Below are 20948 nucleotides of genomic sequence, written 5' to 3'. Positions count from 1 at the left end.
CGTCAGGCAAGCTCGGCGTCGATGTCGGCGAGGTCCAGCACGAAGCGGTACCGGACGTCGTTGCGGGCCAGCCGATCGAGCGCGACGTCCACATCCGCGGCTGAGACCACCTCGACGTCCGCCGTCACGCCATGGGTGCCACAGAAGTCGAGGAGGTCCTGCGTCCACCGGTGACCGCCACTGCCCGACGATGTCAGTCGCTTCCGGCCGAGGAGCAGGTCCATCGTCTGGATGGAGATCGGTCCGAGGTAGCCGAGCGAGCACAGGGTCCCGTCGAGGTCGAGGACGCGGAGGTACGGTGTGAGGTCGTGCTCCACGGAGACCGTGTCGATGACGAGGTCGAGGCTGCCGACCGCCGCAGCCATGGCGTCGGCGTCGGTCGACACGACCACCCGGGACGCCCCGAGCCGCAGCGCGTCGGTCGCCTTGCCCTCGGACGTGGTGAACACGGTGACCTCGGCACCGAGCGCATGACCGAGCCGGACGGCGAGGTGGCCGAGACCGCCGAGGCCGACAACGCCGAGTCGCGTCCCCTCTCCCACGCCGTTGGTGCGGAGTGGCTCCCAGACGGTGATGCCCGCACACATCAGGGGTGCGACACCGGCCGGGTCGAGGGAGGTCGGGCGGTGGTAGACGAAGCTGTCGCGGACGACATAGCGCCCGGAGTAGCCGCCGAGCGTCGTGCTCCCGTCGATGCGGTCCCGGCCACCGTAGGTGAGGGTCGGGAACTCCAAGCAGGAGTTCTCCTGGCTGCGCAGACACATCGTGCAGGTTCCGCACGAGTCCACGATGTTGCCGACGGCGACGGCGTCGCCGGGCGCGAAGGACGTCACGTCCGAGCCGACCGCGACGACCTCCCCGACGAACTCGTGACCGGGCACGAGTCCGACCGCGGGTCCCGCGGAGGCGAGGGCGTGCAGGTCGCTGTGGCAGACGCCGCAGTGCGTGACCCGCACGTCGACATCGTCCGGGCGGAGTTCGCGGCGGTCGATGACGGTCGGTCGAAGGGAGCGGGGAGCAGCGGTGGACATGAGGGCGGTTGTGCGCATAGGCCGATACTACCTACTAGTTGGTAGTATCGCTACACTGGATCGATGACCACCGCCGAACAGACTCGCCAGCGCATCCTCGACGCCGCGACCGAGGAGTTCGCCACCCACGGCATCGCAGGCGCACGGGTGGACCGCATCGCCAAGCGCTCCGGCATGAGCAAGCCGATGATCTACGCGTACTACGGCGCGAAGGACCAGCTGTTCGACGCCGTCTTCCACGCCCACGTCATCGCGAACGGCGACCGCGTACCGTTCACCGCCGCCGAGCTCCCCGAGTACGCGGCCCGGCTCTACGACGACTACCTCGCCGATCCGGCGCTCGCCCGCCTGGTGCTGTGGAAGCGGCTCGAGCGCGAGAGCACCGGCTACCTGTACCCCAGCCTCGAAGACCACGACGTCCGCCACATCCAGGACATCGAAGCGGAGCAACGAGCGGGGTCGATCCGCCCCGACCTCGACCCGGCGGACATCTGGTCGCTGCTCATCTCGACCGCCGCGACGTGGGCACAGGCGTCGATGACGGTCGTCGCGACCTCAGCGGACGCACCCGAGGTCCACCAGCGTCGGCGCACGGCACTGGCCGCGACGATCCGCGCCGGCCTCTGCACTCAGGAGTAACGCGGCGAGGATCAGCACCACGGCGAGCGCCGCGCTGAGCACCGTCGTACCGATCACGAGGAGCGCCACGATCGCGCCCAGCCCCAGCAGGACGGCGATCGCGAGTCGCCGTCGTGCACCGGTCGCGACCGGAGGCGGAACCGCCTCGACACGGGCGAACACCGTCGCGACCAGTGCGGTCAGTGTCAGTGCCACCGCCAGCCAGAGGGGCCGTCCGAACCACCACCCGAGGCTGTCCGGCGCGGGGAGGGCGATGCCGGTCAGAAGCGCGAACACTGCCGACGCACCGGCCATGGTGAGGAGTACCGGCATGTGCCAGAGGTAGATCGTCATGGCGCGACGGGTGACGAAGTCGACCACGAACGCGACCCGGCGACGCGCGCTCAGCCGAGTGAGTCGCTCGCGGACGAGCGACAGCAGTGCCGTGTGGGCGACCCCGACGAGGAGCAGCGCCGCGGTGGGCGGGTTGATGTTCGCGATGAGGTCGCTGGAGTAGACGCCGGCCCACCAGGTGAGTACGAGGACGACGACCGCCCCGACACCGGCGAGCGCCCGGACGCGCCGGCTGAGCGCACCGATCGAGCCGTCCGCCAGGAAGAATCCGAGTTGCTGGAGCGCGGTCCAGACGAGGGCGAGGTTGATGAATCCGAGGGCGTCGACACCAGTGGCAGCACGCAGGACGTCGACCAGCACGGCGGCGATGGCGAGTGACGCGATCGACCGGAGCGGTGCGCGCTCATGAGCGGCGGCGAGCGCAGGCAGCAGTGCCTGGCAGAGCAGGAAGACGCCGAGGAACCAGAGTGGCTGGCCGAACCGGAAGCCGGCCATGGCGACGAGGTCGGCGGGGACACCGGCCAGCGTCAGCGTCGCGAGGGCGGCTCCCACACAGCCGATGGTGACGACCGCGGGGAGCAACAGACGATGGAGCCGCGCGGCGACGAACGCCGAGGTCGGCGCACCATGCGACCGGTGGCGTCGATACGCGAGCAGGCCGGCGAAGCCGCCGATCACGAAGAACAGCGGCATGACCTGCAGGATCCAGCTGAGCGGGGCGATCCAGGCGGTGCCGTCACTCGCGTTCTCGAACATGGGACCGGCGGAGGTCACCGTCACGCCGACCATCATCGCGTGCAGGACGACGACCCCGACGATGCAGCAGGCGCGGACGAGGTCGATGCCCGTGTCGCGCGAACCGGACGGGACGGGCGACGATCCGGTCACGGGTGCGGGTCTGGAGCGGCGGTGCGGGGTGTGGGTGATGGCCATGACGGTCCTCCTCGGTGATGTCCGAGGAGGTTATGAACGCGGTACCGAAGGGCACATCACCCGGCGGTGTCGTCGCGCCCCGTACCCAGGGGTGAGGCGCCGACGCGCGGAGTCCGGGTCAGGACGGGGCGACGAGTCCGGTGTCGTAGGCGAAGATCACGGCCTGCACGCGGTCGCGCGCGCCGACCTTGGCGAGGACCTTGCCGACATGGGTCTTCACGGTCTGCTCCGCGATGAACAGGGTCGCGGCGATCTCGCTGTTCGACCGCCCATGGCCGATGAGGACGAGCACCTCTCGCTCGCGCTCGGTGAGCTCCGCCAGCCGCGCGGCGCCATGCGAGGCGCGGGGCTTCTGCGCGGCGAACTGCGCGATCATCCGTCGGGTCACGCTCGGGGCGAGCAGGGCGTCGCCCGCCGCCACGACCCGCACGGCGTGGACCAGGTCCTCGGGCAGCGCGTCCTTGAGGAGGAAGCCGCTCGCCCCGGCCTGCAGCGCGTCGTAGACGTAGTCATCGATGTCGAAGGTGGTGAGCATGATGATCCGTGGGACTTTCGCCGCGGGGTAGGACGGCCCGAGGATGCGCTTGGTCGCCTCGATCCCGTCGAGCTCGGGCATACGGACGTCCATGAGGATCACGTCGGGGTCGAGGCGTGCGGACAGTTTCACGGCTTCCGCGCCGTTCGCCGCCTGACCGGTCACCCGGATGCCCTCGTGGGCGTCGAGGAGGGCACCGAACCCGGCGCGGACCATGGCCTGGTCGTCGGCGATGAGGACGTCGATGGTCACGGGCGATCCTTCGTGGAGACGGGTCGGGAGGGGGACGAGGGTGTCGACGTCCGTGGCTCGGACGACACGGCGACCGGCAACGTGGCGACGACGAGCCAGCCGCCCTCACCGTCCGGCCCGGCGCTCAGGCTACCGCCGAGGAGTTCCGCACGCTCCAGCATGCCGCGCAGGCCGTGTCCGGCCCCGTGTTCGCCAGCCGACCGGGACGCTCCGTTGTGGATGCGCAGGTGCACCGCGGCGTCGTCGACCCGGACGTCCACGGCGACCGGTGCGCCGGGCGCGTGCCGTACCGCGTTGCTCATGCCCTCCTGGACGATGCGGAAGGCGGCGATCTGCACAGACGGCGGGACCTCGGCGCCGTCGGTGTCGGTCACCTGGAGGGTGATGTCGGCGCCCACCCGGCGCAGGCTCTCCGCGAGCGCCGGGAGATCGGCGATGCCCTGCTGCGGCGTCAACTCGGCCACCTGATCCTCGGTCCGCAGGACGCCGAGCAGGCGACGCATCTCCACGAGCGACGCCCGGGCGGTCGCTGCGATGTCGTCGAACTCCGCCGTGGCTTCGTCCGCGAGGCCGGGCACCCGGTACTTGGCGGTCGAGGCCTGCACCTGGATCACGGACATGCTGTGTGCGACGACGTCGTGCAGCTCGCGGGCGATCCGCGTGCGCTCCTCGACGAGCAGCCGCCGCGACTGCTCGGTGGCCGAGACCTGGCGCTCCCGGTTGAGCTCCTCGCCGATGCGCACGCGCCCGGAGACGAGGAGCGCGACGAGGAACGCCACGGCAGCGATGGAGGACGCGACGATGAGGTCGGCGGCCATGGCGGTCGGGTCGGCGGCGGACGGCACGAGCAGCGCTGCGACGAGCGAGCCGGCGATGTTCACGAGCAGGGTGATGAGCCCCGGCAACCAGCCGTGCAGGAAGGTGACGGCCCCGACGAGGACGGCGAACGCGATGAGCGCGGGTACGGACCACGGCCACGGCCAGACCGGGTCGTGATCGGCCGAGGCGATGAGCGGGAGCACGAACGCGGCGGCGGCGAACAGCGCGATCGCGACGCGCGGAAGGACCACGGAGAGGACCGGTGCCCCGCAGATCGCGGCTCCGAGGAGGAACGACGCCGGGAGCACGGTGCCGTAGAGGAGGCTCTGGATCGGCACGAGGACACTGAGCAGGACAACTCCGACGCCCGCGAGGACGATGAGGATGACGGTCCGGCGAGTGATGCCGGGCGACGTGCGATCCATGATCGTCATTCTCCCACCAGCACCAGGACGGGGTGGTCGTCCGCCTCCGCCTCCTCGGTCCCACTCGCCCCGGCAGCGGCCTCCGAGCGCTCGCGACGACGACGACGCGCCGCTGCGACCCGGTCGACGACGAGACCGAGGACGAGCGCCACGGCGACCCCGATGACGGAGCTGAGGAACGGCTGGTCCTCGAAGAGCTTCCCGGCAACGACGCCGATGAGCGCGCTGTAGGCGGCCCAGGTCACGCCACCGATGAGGCTCAGGGGCAGGAAACGACGCCACGGGTACCGGAGGGCACCCGCCGACATGTTGACGGCGACCCGTCCGACGGGGATGTAGCGCGCACCCAGGATGAGCGGCGCGCCCCGCCGGCCGAGGGTCCGCCCGGCCCGGTCGAAGGCCGCGGCGATGCGCGGACGCCGCATCCAGGCGAAGCGGGTCGTGCCGACGCCACGGCCGATGAGGTAGGCGAGGTTGTCGCCGATCGCCGCCCCCACCGCCGCGACGGCGCAGAGCAGCAGGAGGTTCGACCCACCGGTCGAGACGGCGACCGCCGCGGCGGCGACGAGCACCGTCTCGCTGGGGATCGGCGGGAAGAAGCCGTCGATCACGGCCGCTGCGAACATCACCAGGTAGAGCCATGGTGAGGTCACGGCGCCGAGGATGAGTTCGTTGATGACGTCCATGCTCCGACGCTACGAAGCGGAGGGACACCGGGCATCACCCTGGGGTATCGACCACCCCCTACCGCGGTGGTGTCCTCGGCAGGGGACGGTCGACCGCGGGGGCCGTCCGGGACTACTCGACGGCCGGGACCTTCGGCTCGGCGTGCCCGCGCGGGGCGAGCGCCTCGTGCGTGCTGATCTCGTACGCGTTCTCCGCGTGGAGGGCGACGTCGAGCCCCTGCGCCTCGGTCTCGGCCGACACCCGGATGCCCATCGTCTTGTCGAGGACCCTGGCGAGCACCCAGGTGATGGTGAAGGTGTAGGCGAAGACGGCCACGATCGCGAGCGCCTGCTTGCCGAGGAGGAGGAAGCCGCCGCCCGCGAGGAGTCCCTCGCCGCCGCTGGGCGCGAGCGGCACCGCGAGGACACCGATGAGGAGACCCCCGACGACGCCGCCGACGAAGTGGAGGGCGGTGACGTCGAGGGCGTCGTCGAAGCCGAAGCGGACCTTGAGGCTGACGGCGAAGTAGCAGACGACCGCGGCGGCGGCGCCGATCGCGAGCGAGCCGAGCGGGGTGACCGCGCCGCAGGAGGGCGTGATGGCGACGAGTGCGGCGATCGCACCCGAGCAGGCGCCCAGCGTGGTCGGGTGACCGTCGCGCAGCTTCTCGACGACGAGCCAGACGATGACGCCGGCGCAGGTGGCGGCGACGGTGTTGAAGACCGCGACGGCGGCGTTGTTGTCGGCCGCACCGAGGGCGCTGCCGTCGAAGCCGATCCAACCGACGAAGAGGAGTCCGGCGCCGAGCAGGGTGAGCGGGAGGCTGTGCGCCTTGGGCTGCGACGGGAAGCCGTTGCGCTTGCCGAGGACGATGGCGAGTGCGAGTGCGGCGACCCCGGAGTTGACGTGGATCGCGGTGCTGCCGGCGTAGTCGATCGAGCCGATGGTGTTGGCGAGCCACCCGCCCTGCACGCTGCCGTCAGCGGAGTCGAAGGCGAAGACCCAGTGCGCGACCGGGAAGTAGACGAGCGTCGACCAGACGCCGGCGAAGACCATCCACGCGCTGAACTTCATCCGACCGGCGGCCGCTCCGGCGACGATCCCGATCGTGAGACCGGCGAACATCAGGTGGAGTGCGGCGAGCGCGAGCGGCGGCAGTGCGCTCCCCTCCGGCGCGACGAGTAGTTGGCCGAGCCCCGGGTACTCGGTCGGGTCGCCGACGAGTCCGAGGCCGCCGATGCTGTCCCCGAACACCATCGAGTAGCCGAAGGCCACCCAGAGGATCCCGACGAGACAGAACGACGCGAAGATCATCATCATCATGTTCATGGTGACGCGACGGCTGACCATCCCGCCGTAGAACATGGCCAGGCCGGGCAGCATGAGCGCCACGGCCACCACCGCCGCCAGGAGCCATGCCGTGTTGCCCGCGATTACAGCCGTGTCCATCCGGACCTCCAGGGTTCGCGCGGGATCCGAAACGGACGACCGCATTTTCAATAGGTCATCCAATTGTCACGATGACCGGTTTCAATGCAGTATCGAATCCGTTTCGTGTTCGTTACGGGATCGCGTGTCAGGTCCGGTCGGCTTTTGCCCCTCGGCAGACTTGAAAGATGGACGACGTCGACGTTGAGTGGTTCGACCAGCCCATCGAGGAAGCGGTCGAGATCCACGACGCATCCGACGATTGGGCCGACATGGGCAGGCACTGGGAAGACCTGCTCAAGGACTCGCTCCACCCCCTCCCCGCCCACGTCGATCACGTCGGTTCGACCGCGGTGCCCGGACTTGCCGCCAAACCGGTCATCGACATGCAGATCCAAGTGCCGGACATCGAAGATGAACCCGCCTACCTACCCGCCCTGGAAGAACTGGGGATGGTTCTCCGCGCTCGCGGTGCGAATTTCCGCTTCCTGCGACCGCCCGCGGGACGCCCGCGGAATGTGCACATCCACGTCTGCGGAATGGGCTCGGTCTGGGCCGCGGAACACCTCGCCTTCCGAGACGCTCTTCGAGGGAATCCTGGTCTGGCACGCGAGTACGAGCGCATCAAACGAGGATTGGCGACGACCGTTTCAGAACGCGCGGACTACAACCGCGGCAAAGAGTCGTTCATCCGAGAGGTTGTCGCGAGGCACCCATCTCCCTGACCCGACACTCGACGCAAGGCGATGGGCGTCACAGAGGCCAGTCGTCGGGGTACCGGAACGGAACGGCGACGATCTGCACGTCGTCCTCATAGGTGAGGCGGCCCGGCATCATCGTTCGGAGCTCGACCCAGGGGATGTCGTATCGATCGAGGAGTGCGAGATAGCCGCCAGTGAGCGTGAGGAGATCGATCGCCGTCTCCTTGAACCACGATCGTGCGCCAGGGTGTTCGAAACTACCCGGTGAGGCAACGGACGGGTTCGCGTATGCGGCGTTCAGCCGGTCGTTGCTCTGACGCCACCATGCTGCGTCCTCCCCCGACAGCCGCCCGGTGTCGTGCAGCCCGTTCGCCATCGCGAACACACCGGGGAACCGGCCGTTTCGATTCGGAACGGCACTCTGGAAGCGAACGAACATTCCTCGACTGTATGCGGGAGCACGAGTACACCGGCCGGAGTGTCCAGCCTTCTGGTCAGGCGCGGAGAGCGTCTCCTCTGTGATCGGCCGAAGCTGATCATGGGAGATCGGCACCCGTCACGAGCGAGTGGATCGGCGGAAGCCGGTGCCGCGCAGTGTCACTTGCCTCATCGACGATGGTGACCACTGACACAACCTCGGCCCCACCCTCCTTCGCGAGCTCCGCGACGGCCAGAGCCTGGCTTCCGGTTTCCACCCAGTCATCGACCAGAACGAGTCGAGCCCCAGGCTGCAGGTGCTCACGGCGCATCCACAGCGTGCGTTGCTGCCCTCGGTAGTCGACCTCGGTCCGCCTGCTGATCAACGAGCCGGGGAACATGGCTCCATCCTTTCTGACGGCCACGAACCCGATGCCCAAGGCGACCGCCACCGCTGGCGCCAGAACGAAACCGCGTGACTCGATACCCACGATGTAGTCCGGCCGGTCGCGCCCGGCGAGATCAGCCAGTGCCGTGACGATCGCACTGAGCGCCGCGTGATCCTGCAGCATGCTCCACACGTCCGCATCGCCATCGATCCACCGGAAATGCTCCAACGCGTGCCACCGCCCCTGCCCCACCACGTCGCGCGTCATGAAACAACGGTATCGAGGCCGAGACCGGACAGGCGAAGCGCAAGCGCGCAGCGTTCTCTCACTGCGCGCCTATCAGGCGCGCCATAGGCTGCTCGCATGGTCAGGGCGAACGATCCCCAGTACCGGACTCCACGGCTGATTCTGGGATGGACGTGGGCGACCCTCGGTGTCGTGCAACTCGCATTCAGGTTGCCCGCCGGCGCTGACAGTCAGGGCTATCCGCTCGGGGTCATCCTGGGTGCCGCGCAGATCGTCCTCGGCGCGGTTGTGTTGATCCAGGCGTGGCGGCTCCCGAAACACGCACCCATCGACGCCGCCCGGACCGATACCGGAGACGGCCGATGACCCGCTCTGGCAAGCTGTGGCTCGTGGCGGCCGTCCTCTTCTTGGCGCTCGTGGCCGTGCAGCTCTGGATCATCGTCTCGAATGAGTCACCCTACGCCGGCACGGGAAGCGTTCGGAGCGCGTCATCGCGGGGCTCAACAGCGGGATGCAGCGCTGTTGGCTCGGCAAGCTGACCCTGGAAGGAGCTGCAACCGAATCGGCCCTATCCTCCCTATCGAGAGCGTAGGAGCTCTCGATAGGCCGAGGGACACTGCCTGGTGAGGCCTAGGCGCACCTGAGGCAACACTCATTGTTGAACTGCACCGAAAAAGACTGGCCCGAAAACAGGTACCGACTCTCTCCTCAGTCAACTGCGGACCGCTAGACCTGATCGAGAGTCCGTTCCTCCTACTCTTCGGCCAATCTGCGGCGCGTGCGCCCGAGCGAGCCTCTCGCCTGCAAACGCTCTCGGATCTCAAGTCCCCGGAGACTTTTTCCTACTGCAGCATCAAGGCATCCATCACAATGCACCGTTGAGGCCGACAGCCGCGCCCCTTACGTGTTCAGCGCCACGTTCTGCGGAAGTAGTTCAACTCTCCGAACGCGTCCTCGAACGACGGAACGAAACGAGATCAGGCGAGAGCTTCTGCCAAGTCGATCTTCTCTCGAAGTCTCGCGATCGGCCCGTTCCAGGTTTGCGTTCGGAAGGCCCATTGGCCTGCCACGATGCCCGGTGAGACCCCGAGAGTATCCGCAAGAGAGCGGATCTGGTCGGGTGTGGTCGCCGCTTGTAGCTCCTTGTTGAAAGCGGGGGGGATGAGGTGCGATGCGGCGAACTTATTTGCAGCCGCCTCCTGTGAGTCTGCATCGTCGTCCGCCTTGAACCCGTCGACGAACGTGCTCCTCTTGGGGTGCAGTAGGACGTGGGCGATCTCATGGAGGATTGTGAACCAGAGGCTATCGAGGGCTTTGTACCGGCTCGTAACTGCGATCATCGGCGTGCCGTTGACCCAGCGAGACACGCCACTGATTCGCGTGTTCGGCATTTCAGGGACGAAGACGAGTACGACACCAGCTTCAAGAAGAAGACTCTGTGCCTTATTGAAGGCAACATCAACCTTCTTCACGGTGAGCTTAGGCAGTGCCTCCGCAGCGACACGTAACTTGTCGGCATCGTACGAGGGAGCGTTCTCAATCAAACCCGCGGCGCGCAACTCTGAGAGACGTATCCAGAGCGCGGTGAGATTCGAATCGATTGAATGCAGCTGACTTCGCTTGTAGGAGGCCTGAGGCTCCAGCCAGGTCTTCCCGTAAGCCGCAGGGGATGCGACGCCGAAGAGCTCGAGCAACTTACGTGCCACCTGCGGTCCGGCATCTGCCGGATCAATGACGTCGCGCGCGATGAGGATCTGACGAGGGAAGGCTGATGCCCACTCCACAAAACCTTCTAGCGCATTGCGCCGTTCCGCCCGTGCTTGATGCGTCTGGTAGGCAGCCTCAAGCCCAGACCACATCTCGGCCGGCGTCCCGAGAACCTGCTCGAGGGTGACAGCAACATCCGGAGACAGCGGCGCTGTCCCCTTGATCACGAGATTGATGTGCTTGGTACTGAGACCCGTTCGCGCCGCGAGCTGGGCCTGACTGATCGAATGTGCATCGAGTTCGCGCTGCAGGATGCGGCCTGGACGTGCCGCGTAATCGAACTGGGCGTCGGTTGCTTTGTATGTAGTCATGATCCCGGTCAGCTCGCGCGTCGAAGAATCGATCGGCCGCGAACATGTAAGTCGTGAATGAGTAGCGCCTCGGAAGCGTCGTGATCGAGCAACGATGTCCTGCTCGCGATGATGCCGGGAGCCCCAGCTAAGTCGAGCGGCCGTGCGTGCAAATCAACCTCCTCGATCGAGAGAGTCAGCTTGCCTGCCTTCACACCCATCCGGACACTCCGGAAGCGGGCGAGATCACCGAGGCGCGGTGCCTGTGCCACGACGTGGAGGAGATCTTCGGCGGCACTGGCCTGGCCACCGACGACCGTTCGCAGACGCGCCCCAGAAGCGCAGTAGCTCTGAAGCTGAGGGTCGAACCAAGCGAACTTCAAGCTTTACCTCTTTGGTAAACGAAAAATGGTGTACAGTGGGGTTTACCCGACAGGTACATGCTACTCGCTTCCACCCGGAAGCGAGAGCGACACGCTAACCACCTCAATAGGAAGGAGGGTCACCATGACCCCCACCACCCCCGTCCGCCTGAAGATCTTCATCAACGACAAGGCCTACGACGTCAACGACTCCGACCAGACCGCCGCAGCCCTGTTGCGGCTTGCCGGCCGCGACCCGAAGTTCTTCGACCTCTTCCTCCTCAAGAAGAACGGCGTCGAGGAGAAGATCAAGGACAGTCAGATCATCAACCTCAAGGACGATGAGCGGTTCCGGTCGCGCCAGAACCTTCGCTTCACCATCGACGGCGAGCCATTCCGAACCTACGACGAGGACCAGACTGCGGCCGACCTGCTTCGTCTGGCCGGCATGGACCCGGCTGGCTACGACCTCGCCCGCGTCGGTGCCCCCCTATCGTTCCCCGATCAGGAGCTCGTGACCATCGTCGATGGCGACGAGTTCGTCACGGCCAAGCACGTCGGCGGTGTCGCATGAGTGGCCAGCCCGACCTGCCCGGGGCGGCCCAGCAGTTCATCGACGACATGACTGCCGCAGGCGCTTCAGCGAGGGTCGACGGGCCCAGCATCCTCTACGACGTCGTCCCGGTAGGCGGCGCCCTCGTCGGTAAGACGGTAGTCACCGGCGTCAGCATCTCAGAGATCCAGAGCTGGCCAGCCGTGCCGCCGCACTGGATTCACCTGCCCGAGACGGTGCGCTTTGCGGAAACCAACACCGACGGCAGCGACTGCGCACCCGGCTTCGTCAGACACTCCCGTGACTACAGCTACGCTGACACCTCCATTCCGCCGGCGCGGGCCTGGCTGAGTCACGTCCGCGGTTTCCTCTCCATCGCCGTTGCTGGGGAGGCGTGACATGCGGTACTCAGTCGCCATGACGGGTGAGGCCGAAGCGGCAATGCGCGATCACCTCATTCGTGACGATGGACAGGAAGAAGTTCTCATCGCCACGTATGCCCTCTCCACAGGCGTCGAACGCACGACCGCGTTGATTCGGTCGATCATCCTCCCCCGCGATGGTGAGCGTCTCGTGCACGGCAACGCCTCGTTCACCAGCGCATACGTGCTCCGCGCAACGAGCGAGGCCCGCGCCGCCGGTCACGGGGTCGCGCTCGTGCACTCGCATCCGGGAGCGGAAGGGTGGCAGCGGCTCTCCGGGATGGATCGCGAAACCGAATCCGAGTACGAACGTGTGGCTCGCACCGCAACAAAGTTGCCATTGCTAGGTATGACGCTCGGCGGCCACGACACCGCGTGGTCAGCCCGATTCTGGTTCGATCGCGGCGCACCGACCTGGGCGGAATCGGTCCGATCGGTTGCCCCGGTGCTGTCGGTGACCTGGAACGACGAGCTCCGGGCTGTGCCAGCGATTAGCGCCTCTCAGGAGCGCACCGTGTCCTCGTGGGGTGAACGCGCCCAAGGCTCGATCTCACGCCTGCGCGTTCTCGTTGTGGGAGGAGGGAGCGTCGGGCTCGACGTTGCCCAGCGGCTCGCAGCGACCGGGCTCGTCACCATCGGGGTGATGGACTTCGACGCTGTCGAGACTCGCAACCTCGACCGGATGATCGGCGCGACTCGACTCGACGCAGCACTCGAGCGTTCGAAGGTCGATGTCGCGGCGCGCCTGATGAGGTCCGCCGCGACGGCGACCAATGTCGACGTACGCCGCCACGAGCTGAGCATCTCCGATCCGGAAGGAGTAAGTGTCGCTCTGGACTACGACGTGATCTTCTGTTGCGTGGACAGCCCTTGGCCGAGGGCGGTACTCAACGGCATCGCCTACGCCGACCTCATTCCCGTGATCGACGGGGGAATCGCTCTCGACACTTTCAGCGACGGGCGCATGCGCAACGGAATTTGGCGCGCACACACGTTGGTCCCCGGCAGACCATGCATGGTCTGCATCGGCCAGCTTCTCCCCGGCGAGGTCGCACTCGACAAGCTCGGACTGCTCGACAACCCTGAGTACATCCAGGGGTCCAACCTGGAGACACGTTCACGTCAGAACGTCGCGGCGCTATCCGCGAGCGTCAGCAGCGCCTTGCTGGCACAGTTCGTCAGCCTCACAGCACACCCAGGACGCCGCGGCGTGCCGGCGCCCCTGCGGTACATCCTCTCTACCCACCTCCTCGAACACTCGCTTGCGACCTCGGGGCCATACTGCCCCTCCGAGAACGCAACCGCGACGGGAGATGCACGTACGCCCATCGCGGAGCACCGCGACGACTGGCGCTCCATCGTCATCACCCGGAACGCGAAGAAGCACCCGATCCACCTCCGCGCCGTCGCCGCGCTGGACCGTCTGGTGCAGCGCATGATCGACCGGGTCATCGGATAGATGACGTGCTTGGTTGTGGCATTTCCGGCGAGAAGATGCCGCGACCAAGCTCCTCCAGCTGCAGTTCATCGCACGACGAGCCTGGTGATCGTACGCTGTGCCGTGGCCCGATCGTGCCAGTGGCACGTAGAACGGCTCCTGGCCAACGCGCGCGATATTGCTCGTCGACGAGGAGCTCGCGACAGGAGGGATCCTGCCGCGTCCCACCGTACCGACAGGCAGAGACTCGCACCCGATTCGCTAGTGCGGCGAGTTCCGTTGCTGGAATTCGTCCCACGTGATCGTGCGCCGACCTACCGATCTTGGCCCGTCTTCGACTTGGACTTAGCAGGCCGTACCTCCCCCTCGGCTGACCACCGATCGGGCGGATCGACGAAGCCTGGGCTACCTCCAACCGGCGTCGTTCGGCCTGTGCGAACCATGAATCCCGCAGCAACGGTCCCCGTCCGCACGCGCCGAAAGCACGGAAGAACACGGTCAAGTCGAACCGGCAGATGCGGTAGGGAAGCCGGCAGCGCTGGCATTCTTCTCCTTGTTAGGAGCCCTCGACCTCGCTGCGGTCGGGGGTTTCCTCGTCGGTGCCCTCTGTTGATACCGCTGGCGAACTCGGTTCCAGGTAGACCGTCACCTCATCGCCCTTGCTGACACGCACCCGCTCATCGTCGTTCCTGACGAAGAGCTTGGGCTGGTGACCGAACATGCTTGCGGGCCAAGCGGACGCTTGTACGCGAACCTTCGCGACGGAGAACTCATCATCGACATAGTCGACGATGAGATCCACAACCTGACGGCGCACGAACCCCAGGGACTGTGACGTATCAGGGTCCCGGATCTCGATCGTCCTCCACACAACCACCGCGTCGCCAACCCGAACGCCACGATTCGATCCGAGGTTGATTGCGATCTCAGTTGCCGACAACAGCTGGGCTACGAGCCCTTCAACTTCTTCTATTTGAGCCACAGTGTGAGCTACCTTTCTGTTCCAAAATCCTCGCCCCACCCACGAGCGACGATCGCCATTGATGCGGGAAGTCCGCCGTTCTCCCTCAAGACTTCTAGCAACTGCTGGCGATCCAACGACCTAAATTCTTCGACTTGGAGCATTGCCGTCGTGGCATTCATGAAACCGATGCACTTCAACACCGCCTTCACATCCCCCGAAAGCTTGCTCTCTACGAACAAGATCGAGTCTGGCGGCGGAAACAAGCCATCAATGATGACAGCCACGATGACGACCTCCCCGTCTCGTTCCAGGTAGTCAGTCGCTCCGAACTCGGGGCTGGCAAGAGCTGCCGCCACTTCTGCAGCAGCTCTTCGGCGACCGCGACCGAAAGCATCATCCTCAGCGTTCTGAGCGCGGTCTTGCCACCTCGCCACCGCGCTCTGCAGCTGCGCGATCTCGCGTACCTCCTGCTCGTGCAGCCTGCCGTTCGCGATCAGTTTGCGGGTTTCCGCACGGCGAGATTTGGCCGCTCGAATCCCAGCGGGCAAGGTCGTCGCCAGAAAGACGACGAGGAACAGCCCCACGCCACCCACCGAGCCCCAGAAGATTATCGGCGTCTTGTCAACCACCGTCTGGGTCACAAAGGCGTAGACGGTCAGCACAAAGCCGGTCACGGCAACCGCGATCCCAAGCCCCTGTCCCACCTTCGTCCACGCATTCTTAAGGCTATACGCGGAGCGTGACAGCGTGACTCTTTCGGCCTTCGCGTCCGGCGCCCTCGACCCTCCCTGTCGGGGGCTTCGGCGTTTCGAGCCCAGCCGCTAACGTGATGCCATGAGCCCCGCGGACGCGAGTGACCCCCCTCTGTCCGGCCGACGTGCTGCGGAGGCCACACGAGCGAACATAGCCGCCGGAAAGAGCGCCCGACGAGCGCTGCGGACGAAAAGGTGGGCGACCGTGGGACTAGCCGTGGTCGCGGCCATCGGCGTCTTTGCTGCGTGGCCAGCGGTAAGCCACACGACCCGCTCGCCCGAACAACCTTTCATAACGATGACGCCCGCCAACACGAGCGTGTACGCGCGGGGAGTCGCTGCCGAGAACCAGCTGAACTTCACTTTCCTGGAACACGCTGACTTCTGGCAAACGATCGGTGTTGGTCGTCAAGTCCAAGTCAGGATCGAAGCAACTTTCATGCTGCCCGGAAAGGGGAGCGGTGTGGCATACGATCGCGACTCGTTGTCGTGGGAACTCGCGACCGACCTTCGGATCCAAAAGATGCGACAGTACAAGGTCTCCCCCGGCCCTATCGGACAGATCAAACTGACTGCCGAGGATTGGCAGGATCTCCCTGACAAGCCTGCGGGAACTACCCGAACGTTCCAGCTACGGCCAGATACAGCGGTGGAGCAAGGTACCGGAGACACTATGGTGATGCTGCAGATTGATCTGCTCATTGACCCGCCGGTCTCCGAATCATTCTTGTCCGAAGAGAGAGTTTGGACCCAGGCGTGGGCCTTCACCTGGAAGCCACCCGAACATGCTGAGGACGTCTACTGGTACTGGAACGCCAGGGGCGGCGACGATTGGTATGAAGACGGCGATCTTGTCAATGGCGTGTCTACGAGCAACGCGGCTGTTGGGGTCGTCGTTTGCCCGAGCTGCGGAATCACCCAGATGTACAGCAGTGGAACGCAACTCGGGCCAGGGGTGTGGGGCGATCAGACCCCCTTTGCCGCCGAGCACACGTTTGAGTTCGCCACCACCTGGCGTCCGTTCGGCACGGCGTGGCAGTTCATCAGTGGCATCGGCGCCGCGCTGATGTTTGCTCTCGTCATTTACTGGGCCAAGTTGGTCGGCAAACGAAAGTGACACGCCCGAGCGGGGTGGACGAGCGCGCTGCGGTTCGGGGCGACCGACGCGAGGCCGACCCGGCGACGATCGAGCGTCAGCTAACGCTGCTGGCCCTTTTTCCCCTCCGAAGCCCTCGCTCCTGTTGCGGTCGGGGACTTTGTCGTTGGTGTCGGCTGCAGCACCGTCCGCCGCTGCACGGAGTCTCTGCAGCTCGCGCAGCTCCAACTGCTCAGTCGCTGGCGGCGTGGTCGGGGCAGGTGCGCTATTCGTAAACGTCGTGTGGCACGTCCATCCCGCGGGCTACCCTGAGCGCGTCGGCCTGGTTGAGGGCGACGCCCGCCGGGTGCGCAAACACCAGCGGCGACGACGCCACAATGTGGATGTCTTCGTGCTCGTTCTTCTTGTCCGGCAAGGTAGTTCATCAGACCGACCATGCGGTCGCCACGTGAATGCTTCGGGATCATCGCCGCTACACCCGCCGGGCGATCTCATCGATTCGGCCCGTCAGATCGTACACAGCACGCAGCGTTGCCACGGCGGTCGCCGGCAACTCCTCCGTGGTGTTCGCGCGCTTCGCGATCTGATTGAAGTTGTTGGAAACCGATCGCAACAGGCCTCGGATCGCGAACAACTCGGCGGCGAGGTTGCGGCGGTCGGCCAGCGTCTCGCGGCCATCCGACAACGCTGACTCGACCAACAAACGCGGCACGGTCACGTGCGCTGCAGTTGCCCGGGCAACCCAAATACCCTCCTCCTCGGGCGAGAGCTTCACCCGGTGTGAGTGCTGACGACAATCCTTCACACGGCGCGGCTTGCCGAGCCGACCGGCGAACGCGACGTCGGCCGATAGCAGGATGGTGGCGAGCGTCGAACCCAGCGCCACGGAGATGACGAAGTCGAACGCGTTCATCAACGCCAGGGATCGTTTCCCGGAGACGCGGATGAGCAACACGAGCGCCGCGTAAGCAGCGACTCCGATCAGCAGGACCCTCAGACGTCGGACCAGTTATCGAACCACATGGCCGCAACGGTAAGACCGGCACGCTCAGCGCCCGAATCGCTTGCAGGGCGGCGAGCTCTGGGTTACCGTCGCCCTAGAGTCCGGCTTCAGCCTCGGAGACCACGAGCACCGCCCGGGATTCCGGCGGAGCCGACAGCGAGGTCAAGTTGGAGCGCAGCCCGTTCCACGTCGGCGAACTCCGCGCGGTCGACGAGGAGGCTGTGCACCGTGGCGGCTGCCGTCCGGCGGGCGAAGGCCCTGATGCGGTCCGTCTCGCTCGCACCCTCGGCGGCCTCGACCGGCGGGTACTGCGCGGCGATGTCGCCGGAGCCATAGCGGTAGGCCTTCTGCATGCCCTCGTTGGCGTGGAGTGCGGCCGCTGCCGCCCACTCCGGCGTCTCGCTGCCGCCGAGGACGAGGGATCCCTGCTCCACCCCGTCGCGGACGAGCCCGGCGATGAATGCGAACAGCGCGCGGTAGTCGTCCCAGAAGGACGCGAGGTCGTCGGGGTGCTCCGCCGCGAGGCGCTCGATCTCGTTGTAGTCGAAGGGCGCCTCGCAGATCGCGACGCCATCCTCGTAGAGGACGCGGTAGAGCTTCGCGGGAACGTCAGCCTCGATCGGACCGAGGGCCTCCGCAGCGCCGACCGACTGGCGGTTCGAGGCGGCGGTCGCCCGCAGCACCTCACGCTTGTTGGCGAACCAGTAGTAGAGCGAGGACTGCTTCATCCCGCACGCCTCGGCCAGCATCGTCATGCTCGTGCGCTCGTACCCGCGCTCCGCGAACAACCTGGTCGCGACCTGGATGATCTCCTCACGAGGATCCTCGGCGGCGACCCCGCTCGCGCGAGGTCGACCGGGCGATGCTCCTGTGCGGCCGGCCATCGATCACCACTCCCTGCTCGCGGACACCTCCGCCAATCCTACGGGCGGGCACGGCAGCTCAGCCCTCGGCCAGCAGCTCCCGCATGGCCGCCTCGATCACGGCCGTCTCGGCGGCACGCACGCCAGGCCGCCCCGCCACATGGCCGAGGTCGGACTCGATGACCCGCACCTCGCTCCGACGCATCATCGCCGACTCCAGGACGTTGTCCTCGACGGTGAAGTAGAGATCCGTCGACGACGGCATGACGATGCTCCGCGCGCGCACTCCACCGAGCGCCGCGGCCAACCCACCCTCGACCCCTCGCCCGGGATCCGCCCGTTGCCAGGTGCGCAGCATCGCGAGCAGGTCGTTCGCGTCCCACCGCCCGTGGTCGGCCGCCCAGTCCTCGAGGAGGTCGGCGACGTCGGTGTACCCGAGCTCGCGGTAGGTGCCGTCGCGGAAGAACGCCTGCGAGTAGGCCCACCCGGCGTACACCGTGCCGAAGGCCCGGAGCCCAGCAACCGGGGGCGTCGTGTAGCGCCCGTCGTCGAACGCCGGGTCGGCTCGGAGCGCCGCCTCGACGCCGGCCAGGAAGACCGCGTTGTGCGGCGAGCAGCGGGCGGCACCGGCGACGGGAAGGAACGTGTCGACGGACTCCGGGTACCGCACCGCCCACTCGTAGGCCTGCAACGCGCCCATCGACCAGCCGGTGACCAACCGCCAGCGGCGGACCCCGAGGTGTTCGGCGAGCTGGCGCTGCGCGCGCACGTTGTCACCGATCGAGACCTCGGGGAACGCGGCCCCGCGAACCTCCGCGGCGGCGTTCGACGGCGAGGTCGACACCCCGTTGCCGAACAGGTCCACCGAGACGATGAACCAGTCCGCGGGGTCGAGCGCCCGACCCGGACCGATCCACGGCTCGTAGCTCGCGTGCGTCCCGGTGTAGTAGCTCGGGAGCAGGACGGCGTTGTCGCCGTCGGCGTTCAGCGCGCCCTGCGTCGTGTACGCGAGCCGCGCCTCCGGGAGGTCCGCGCCGGACTCCAGCGCGAACCTCCCGAGGTCGAGGACCTGGTGCATCGGGATCAGAAGAACTTCAGGTAGCGGGCGGTCTCCCAGTCCGACACGTGCGCCTGGTACTCGTTCCACTCCTGGCGCTTGTAGTCGATGAACGCGTCGTACATCGCGTCACCGAAGACCGAGCGCGACAGCGAGTCGGTCGCGAACTCGTCGACGGCCTCGCCGAGGCTGCGGGGCAGCATGCCGATGCCGAGCTGCGCGACCTCCGCCTCGGTGTAGTCGTACATGTTCTCGGTGTGCGGCGCACCCGGGTCGAGGTCCTCACGGATGCCCTCGAGGCCCGCGGCGAGGATGAGCGCCGCCCCGAGGTACGGGTTGCAGCTGATGTCGGCCGCCCGGCACTCCACGCGGCCACCCTGCAGAGGCACGCGGAGCATGTTGGTGCGGTTGTTGTTGCCGTAGCTCACGAACACGGGCGCCCAGGTCGAGCCCGACATGCTGCCCTGACGCACGAGGCGCTTGTAGCTGTTGACCGTCGGCGCGATGACCGCCGAGAGCGCCGGCGCGTGCTTGAGGACACCGGCGATGAACTTGTAGCCGAGCTCCGAGATGCCGCAACCACGTGGGTCGTCATCGGTCTCGAAGAGGTTCTCGCCGGTCTCGATGTCGGCGAGCGACATGTTGAAGTGCGCACCCGACCCGCTCCGGTCGGCGAAGGGCTTCGGCATGAAGGTGGCGAAGTAGCCGTGCTTGCGGACGATCTCGTTCGCCATGAGGCGGAAGAAGACGGCGCGGTCCGCCATGGTGAGCGCGTCGGAGTAGTTGAAGTCGATCTCGAACTGCCCCGGGGCATCCTCGTGGTCGAAGGAGTAGACGCCCCAGCCCATCTCCGTCATCGCCTCGACGAGTTCGGTGAGCCAGTCCAGGTTGTCGAGCGCCGCGGTCGCCGTGTAGCAGGGCTTCGCGAGGTCGTCGCGGTCGCTGACCTCGGTCACACCCTCCGGGGTGTCCTTCAGGACGAAGAACTCGGTCTCGATCCCGAGGTTGAAGGTGAAGCCCATCTCAGCCGCCGCCTCGAGCTGGCGCTTGAGGATGTTGCGCGACGCCGCCTCGAACGGCTCGCCCTTCGTGTACAGGTCGCTCGCGAAGAAGGCGACGTCCTTCCGCCACGGCAACTGCACGGCGCTGTCGAGGTCGGGGCGAGCGGAGAGCTCCTCGTCGCTGATCGCCTGCGGGAGGCCGTCGAGCGCAGCCCCCGTGAAGAGCTCCGATCCCCCGGCCATGCGCTCGAGGTGCGACAGCGGGACGAACTTTGTCTTGATGCTGCCGTGCATGTCCACGAAGCTCGCCATCGCGTACTTGACGCCGGCCTCCTGCAGGCGGGCGCGGACGGACTCCACGGTGGTAACGGTCTCGACGACGGTCATGGGATGCTCCTCCGGTTACGTCGCTGCCCTCGCCGCGACTCATTTCGATACTGTATTGAAAGTATGCGTTGGTGGAGTTTCGATGCAGTGTCGAAAGTGTTTCCGGGGTGTGAACCCTGCGCCGAGGTGCACTGAAAACGCAGAACCGGCGCCCGCCACGAGTGCGACGGACGCCGGTT

23 protein-coding genes are annotated in these 20948 nt (G+C 66.6%); 7 read left to right on the top strand and 16 right to left on the bottom strand.

The window, feature by feature from the left end; all coding sequences use genetic code 11:
• Positions 1-2: 2 nt before the first annotated feature.
• On the bottom strand, positions 3-1049 hold the full coding sequence (locus ACLIME_RS15620; RefSeq protein WP_411557482.1) for an NAD(P)-dependent alcohol dehydrogenase: 1047 nt from the start codon (positions 1047-1049) through the stop codon (positions 3-5).
• Between the two features lie 45 nt (positions 1050-1094).
• Here ACLIME_RS15620 and ACLIME_RS15615 point away from each other — a divergent pair, with 45 nt between their 5' ends.
• On the top strand, positions 1095-1670 hold the full coding sequence (locus tag ACLIME_RS15615; RefSeq protein WP_124768153.1) for a TetR/AcrR family transcriptional regulator: 576 nt from the start codon (positions 1095-1097) through the stop codon (positions 1668-1670).
• Here the strand turns inward: ACLIME_RS15615 and ACLIME_RS15610 are convergent.
• From ACLIME_RS15610 to ACLIME_RS15590, 5 genes are all read right to left on the bottom strand, one after another.
• Positions 1587-2936 carry an acyltransferase family protein gene (locus tag ACLIME_RS15610; protein ID WP_124768151.1) on the bottom strand — a complete coding sequence of 450 codons (1350 nt, stop codon included), beginning with the start codon at positions 2934-2936 and terminating at the stop codon, positions 1587-1589. The two genes, ACLIME_RS15615 and ACLIME_RS15610, sit on opposite strands and share 84 nt — an antisense overlap.
• Before the next feature lie 118 nt (positions 2937-3054).
• Positions 3055-3723: a response regulator gene (locus tag ACLIME_RS15605; RefSeq protein WP_079704581.1), complete on the bottom strand. Its 669-nt coding sequence runs from the start codon at positions 3721-3723 to the stop codon at positions 3055-3057.
• Positions 3720-4967 (bottom strand): sensor histidine kinase, encoded by a 1248-nt coding sequence (locus tag ACLIME_RS15600; protein ID WP_244175374.1) that lies wholly within the window; start codon positions 4965-4967, stop codon positions 3720-3722. Before ACLIME_RS15600 ends, ACLIME_RS15605 begins: the two co-directional genes overlap by 4 nt.
• Before the next feature lie 5 nt (positions 4968-4972).
• Entirely contained in the window at positions 4973-5653 is a 681-nt protein-coding gene (locus ACLIME_RS15595; RefSeq protein WP_411557481.1) for a DedA family protein, read from the bottom strand.
• Between the two features lie 112 nt (positions 5654-5765).
• Positions 5766-7082 (bottom strand): ammonium transporter, encoded by a 1317-nt coding sequence (locus ACLIME_RS15590; RefSeq protein WP_411557480.1) that lies wholly within the window; start codon positions 7080-7082, stop codon positions 5766-5768.
• A 167-nt stretch (positions 7083-7249) separates the two neighbouring features.
• Here ACLIME_RS15590 and ACLIME_RS15585 point away from each other — a divergent pair, with 167 nt between their 5' ends.
• Entirely contained in the window at positions 7250-7786 is a 537-nt protein-coding gene (locus ACLIME_RS15585; protein ID WP_411557479.1) for a GrpB family protein, read from the top strand.
• A gap of 28 nt (positions 7787-7814) precedes the next feature.
• Here the strand turns inward: ACLIME_RS15585 and ACLIME_RS15580 are convergent, their stop codons facing one another.
• Both ACLIME_RS15580 and ACLIME_RS15575 read right to left on the bottom strand, forming a co-directional pair.
• Complete coding sequence (locus tag ACLIME_RS15580; RefSeq protein ID WP_124768143.1) at positions 7815-8201, bottom strand: hypothetical protein; 387 nt, start codon at positions 8199-8201, stop codon at positions 7815-7817.
• A 97-nt stretch (positions 8202-8298) separates the two neighbouring features.
• Positions 8299-8835 (bottom strand): phosphoribosyltransferase family protein, encoded by a 537-nt coding sequence (locus tag ACLIME_RS15575; RefSeq protein ID WP_411557478.1) that lies wholly within the window; start codon positions 8833-8835, stop codon positions 8299-8301.
• Between the two features lie 96 nt (positions 8836-8931).
• Between ACLIME_RS15575 and ACLIME_RS15570 the strand changes: the two genes are divergently transcribed.
• On the top strand, positions 8932-9180 hold the full coding sequence (locus ACLIME_RS15570) for a hypothetical protein (RefSeq protein ID WP_411557477.1): 249 nt from the start codon (positions 8932-8934) through the stop codon (positions 9178-9180).
• Positions 9181-9791: 611 nt separating this feature from the next.
• Here the strand turns inward: ACLIME_RS15570 and ACLIME_RS15565 are convergent.
• Complete coding sequence (locus ACLIME_RS15565; protein WP_411557476.1) at positions 9792-10892, bottom strand: ImmA/IrrE family metallo-endopeptidase; 1101 nt, start codon at positions 10890-10892, stop codon at positions 9792-9794.
• 486 nt (positions 10893-11378) lie between these two features.
• Between ACLIME_RS15565 and ACLIME_RS15560 the strand changes: the two genes are divergently transcribed.
• The 3 genes from ACLIME_RS15560 to ACLIME_RS15550 are packed head-to-tail and all read left to right on the top strand — an operon-like array spanning position 11379 to position 13667.
• A complete protein-coding gene (locus ACLIME_RS15560) occupies positions 11379-11807 on the top strand; it encodes a hypothetical protein (protein ID WP_411557475.1) in 429 nt (142 codons plus the stop codon).
• Positions 11804-12184 (top strand): hypothetical protein, encoded by a 381-nt coding sequence (locus ACLIME_RS15555; RefSeq protein ID WP_411557474.1) that lies wholly within the window; start codon positions 11804-11806, stop codon positions 12182-12184. Before ACLIME_RS15560 ends, ACLIME_RS15555 begins: the two co-directional genes overlap by 4 nt.
• Before the next feature lies 1 nt (position 12185).
• Complete coding sequence (locus ACLIME_RS15550) at positions 12186-13667, top strand: ThiF family adenylyltransferase (RefSeq protein ID WP_411557473.1); 1482 nt, start codon at positions 12186-12188, stop codon at positions 13665-13667.
• Between the two features lie 535 nt (positions 13668-14202).
• Here ACLIME_RS15550 and ACLIME_RS15545 read toward each other — a convergent pair.
• The gene (locus tag ACLIME_RS15545; RefSeq protein WP_411557472.1) at positions 14203-14628 is read right to left on the bottom strand and encodes a FlgT C-terminal domain-containing protein; all 426 of its coding nucleotides are present in this window, start codon (positions 14626-14628) and stop codon (positions 14203-14205) included.
• An 8-nt stretch (positions 14629-14636) separates the two neighbouring features.
• The gene (locus ACLIME_RS15540) at positions 14637-15284 is read right to left on the bottom strand and encodes a hypothetical protein (protein ID WP_411557471.1); all 648 of its coding nucleotides are present in this window, start codon (positions 15282-15284) and stop codon (positions 14637-14639) included.
• Positions 15285-15579: 295 nt separating this feature from the next.
• Here ACLIME_RS15540 and ACLIME_RS15535 point away from each other — a divergent pair, with 295 nt between their 5' ends.
• Positions 15580-16479 carry a hypothetical protein gene (locus ACLIME_RS15535; protein ID WP_411557470.1) on the top strand — a complete coding sequence of 300 codons (900 nt, stop codon included), beginning with the start codon at positions 15580-15582 and terminating at the stop codon, positions 16477-16479.
• A 244-nt stretch (positions 16480-16723) separates the two neighbouring features.
• Here the strand turns inward: ACLIME_RS15535 and ACLIME_RS15530 are convergent, their stop codons facing one another.
• From ACLIME_RS15530 to glnT, 5 genes are all read right to left on the bottom strand, one after another.
• Positions 16724-16873 carry a hypothetical protein gene (locus ACLIME_RS15530; RefSeq protein WP_411557469.1) on the bottom strand — a complete coding sequence of 50 codons (150 nt, stop codon included), beginning with the start codon at positions 16871-16873 and terminating at the stop codon, positions 16724-16726.
• 57 nt (positions 16874-16930) lie between these two features.
• Complete coding sequence (gene mobC, locus ACLIME_RS15525; protein ID WP_411557468.1) at positions 16931-17413, bottom strand: plasmid mobilization relaxosome protein MobC; 483 nt, start codon at positions 17411-17413, stop codon at positions 16931-16933.
• A 155-nt stretch (positions 17414-17568) separates the two neighbouring features.
• Complete coding sequence (locus ACLIME_RS15520) at positions 17569-18345, bottom strand: TetR/AcrR family transcriptional regulator (RefSeq protein ID WP_411557467.1); 777 nt, start codon at positions 18343-18345, stop codon at positions 17569-17571.
• 58 nt (positions 18346-18403) lie between these two features.
• Entirely contained in the window at positions 18404-19402 is a 999-nt protein-coding gene (locus ACLIME_RS15515) for an alpha/beta fold hydrolase (RefSeq protein ID WP_411557466.1), read from the bottom strand.
• Between the two features lie 5 nt (positions 19403-19407).
• Complete coding sequence (glnT, locus tag ACLIME_RS15510) at positions 19408-20769, bottom strand: type III glutamate--ammonia ligase (protein ID WP_411557465.1); 1362 nt, start codon at positions 20767-20769, stop codon at positions 19408-19410.
• Between the last annotated feature and the right edge of the window lie 179 nt (positions 20770-20948).

The organism is Plantibacter sp. MPB07 (assembly GCF_046619465.1).
GTDB lineage: Bacteria > Actinomycetota > Actinomycetes > Actinomycetales > Microbacteriaceae > Plantibacter > Plantibacter auratus.
This window is presented reverse-complemented; position numbering and strand designations above follow the sequence as displayed.

Bases quoted from the DNA above. Each gene is read 5' to 3' on its own strand.
- ACLIME_RS15620 (WP_411557482.1), bottom strand. From the start codon at position 1,049: ATGCGCACAACCGCCCTCATGTCCACCGCTGCTCCCCGCTCCCTTCGA.
- ACLIME_RS15615 (WP_124768153.1), top strand. From the start codon at position 1,095: ATGACCACCGCCGAACAGACTCGCCAGCGCATCCTCGACGCCGCGACC.
- ACLIME_RS15610 (WP_124768151.1), bottom strand. From the start codon at position 2,936: ATGGCCATCACCCACACCCCGCACCGCCGCTCCAGACCCGCACCCGTG.
- ACLIME_RS15600 (WP_244175374.1), bottom strand. From the start codon at position 4,967: ATGGATCGCACGTCGCCCGGCATCACTCGCCGGACCGTCATCCTCATC.
- ACLIME_RS15595 (WP_411557481.1), bottom strand. From the start codon at position 5,653: ATGGACGTCATCAACGAACTCATCCTCGGCGCCGTGACCTCACCATGG.
- ACLIME_RS15590 (WP_411557480.1), bottom strand. From the start codon at position 7,082: ATGGACACGGCTGTAATCGCGGGCAACACGGCATGGCTCCTGGCGGCG.
- ACLIME_RS15585 (WP_411557479.1), top strand. From the start codon at position 7,250: ATGGACGACGTCGACGTTGAGTGGTTCGACCAGCCCATCGAGGAAGCG.
- ACLIME_RS15580 (WP_124768143.1), bottom strand. From the start codon at position 8,201: ATGTTCGTTCGCTTCCAGAGTGCCGTTCCGAATCGAAACGGCCGGTTC.
- ACLIME_RS15575 (WP_411557478.1), bottom strand. From the start codon at position 8,835: ATGACGCGCGACGTGGTGGGGCAGGGGCGGTGGCACGCGTTGGAGCAT.
- ACLIME_RS15570 (WP_411557477.1), top strand. From the start codon at position 8,932: ATGGTCAGGGCGAACGATCCCCAGTACCGGACTCCACGGCTGATTCTG.
- ACLIME_RS15565 (WP_411557476.1), bottom strand. From the start codon at position 10,892: ATGACTACATACAAAGCAACCGACGCCCAGTTCGATTACGCGGCACGT.
- ACLIME_RS15560 (WP_411557475.1), top strand. From the start codon at position 11,379: ATGACCCCCACCACCCCCGTCCGCCTGAAGATCTTCATCAACGACAAG.
- ACLIME_RS15555 (WP_411557474.1), top strand. From the start codon at position 11,804: ATGAGTGGCCAGCCCGACCTGCCCGGGGCGGCCCAGCAGTTCATCGAC.
- ACLIME_RS15550 (WP_411557473.1), top strand. From the start codon at position 12,186: ATGCGGTACTCAGTCGCCATGACGGGTGAGGCCGAAGCGGCAATGCGC.
- ACLIME_RS15520 (WP_411557467.1), bottom strand. From the start codon at position 18,345: ATGGCCGGCCGCACAGGAGCATCGCCCGGTCGACCTCGCGCGAGCGGG.
- ACLIME_RS15515 (WP_411557466.1), bottom strand. From the start codon at position 19,402: ATGCACCAGGTCCTCGACCTCGGGAGGTTCGCGCTGGAGTCCGGCGCG.
- glnT (WP_411557465.1), bottom strand. From the start codon at position 20,769: ATGACCGTCGTCGAGACCGTTACCACCGTGGAGTCCGTCCGCGCCCGC.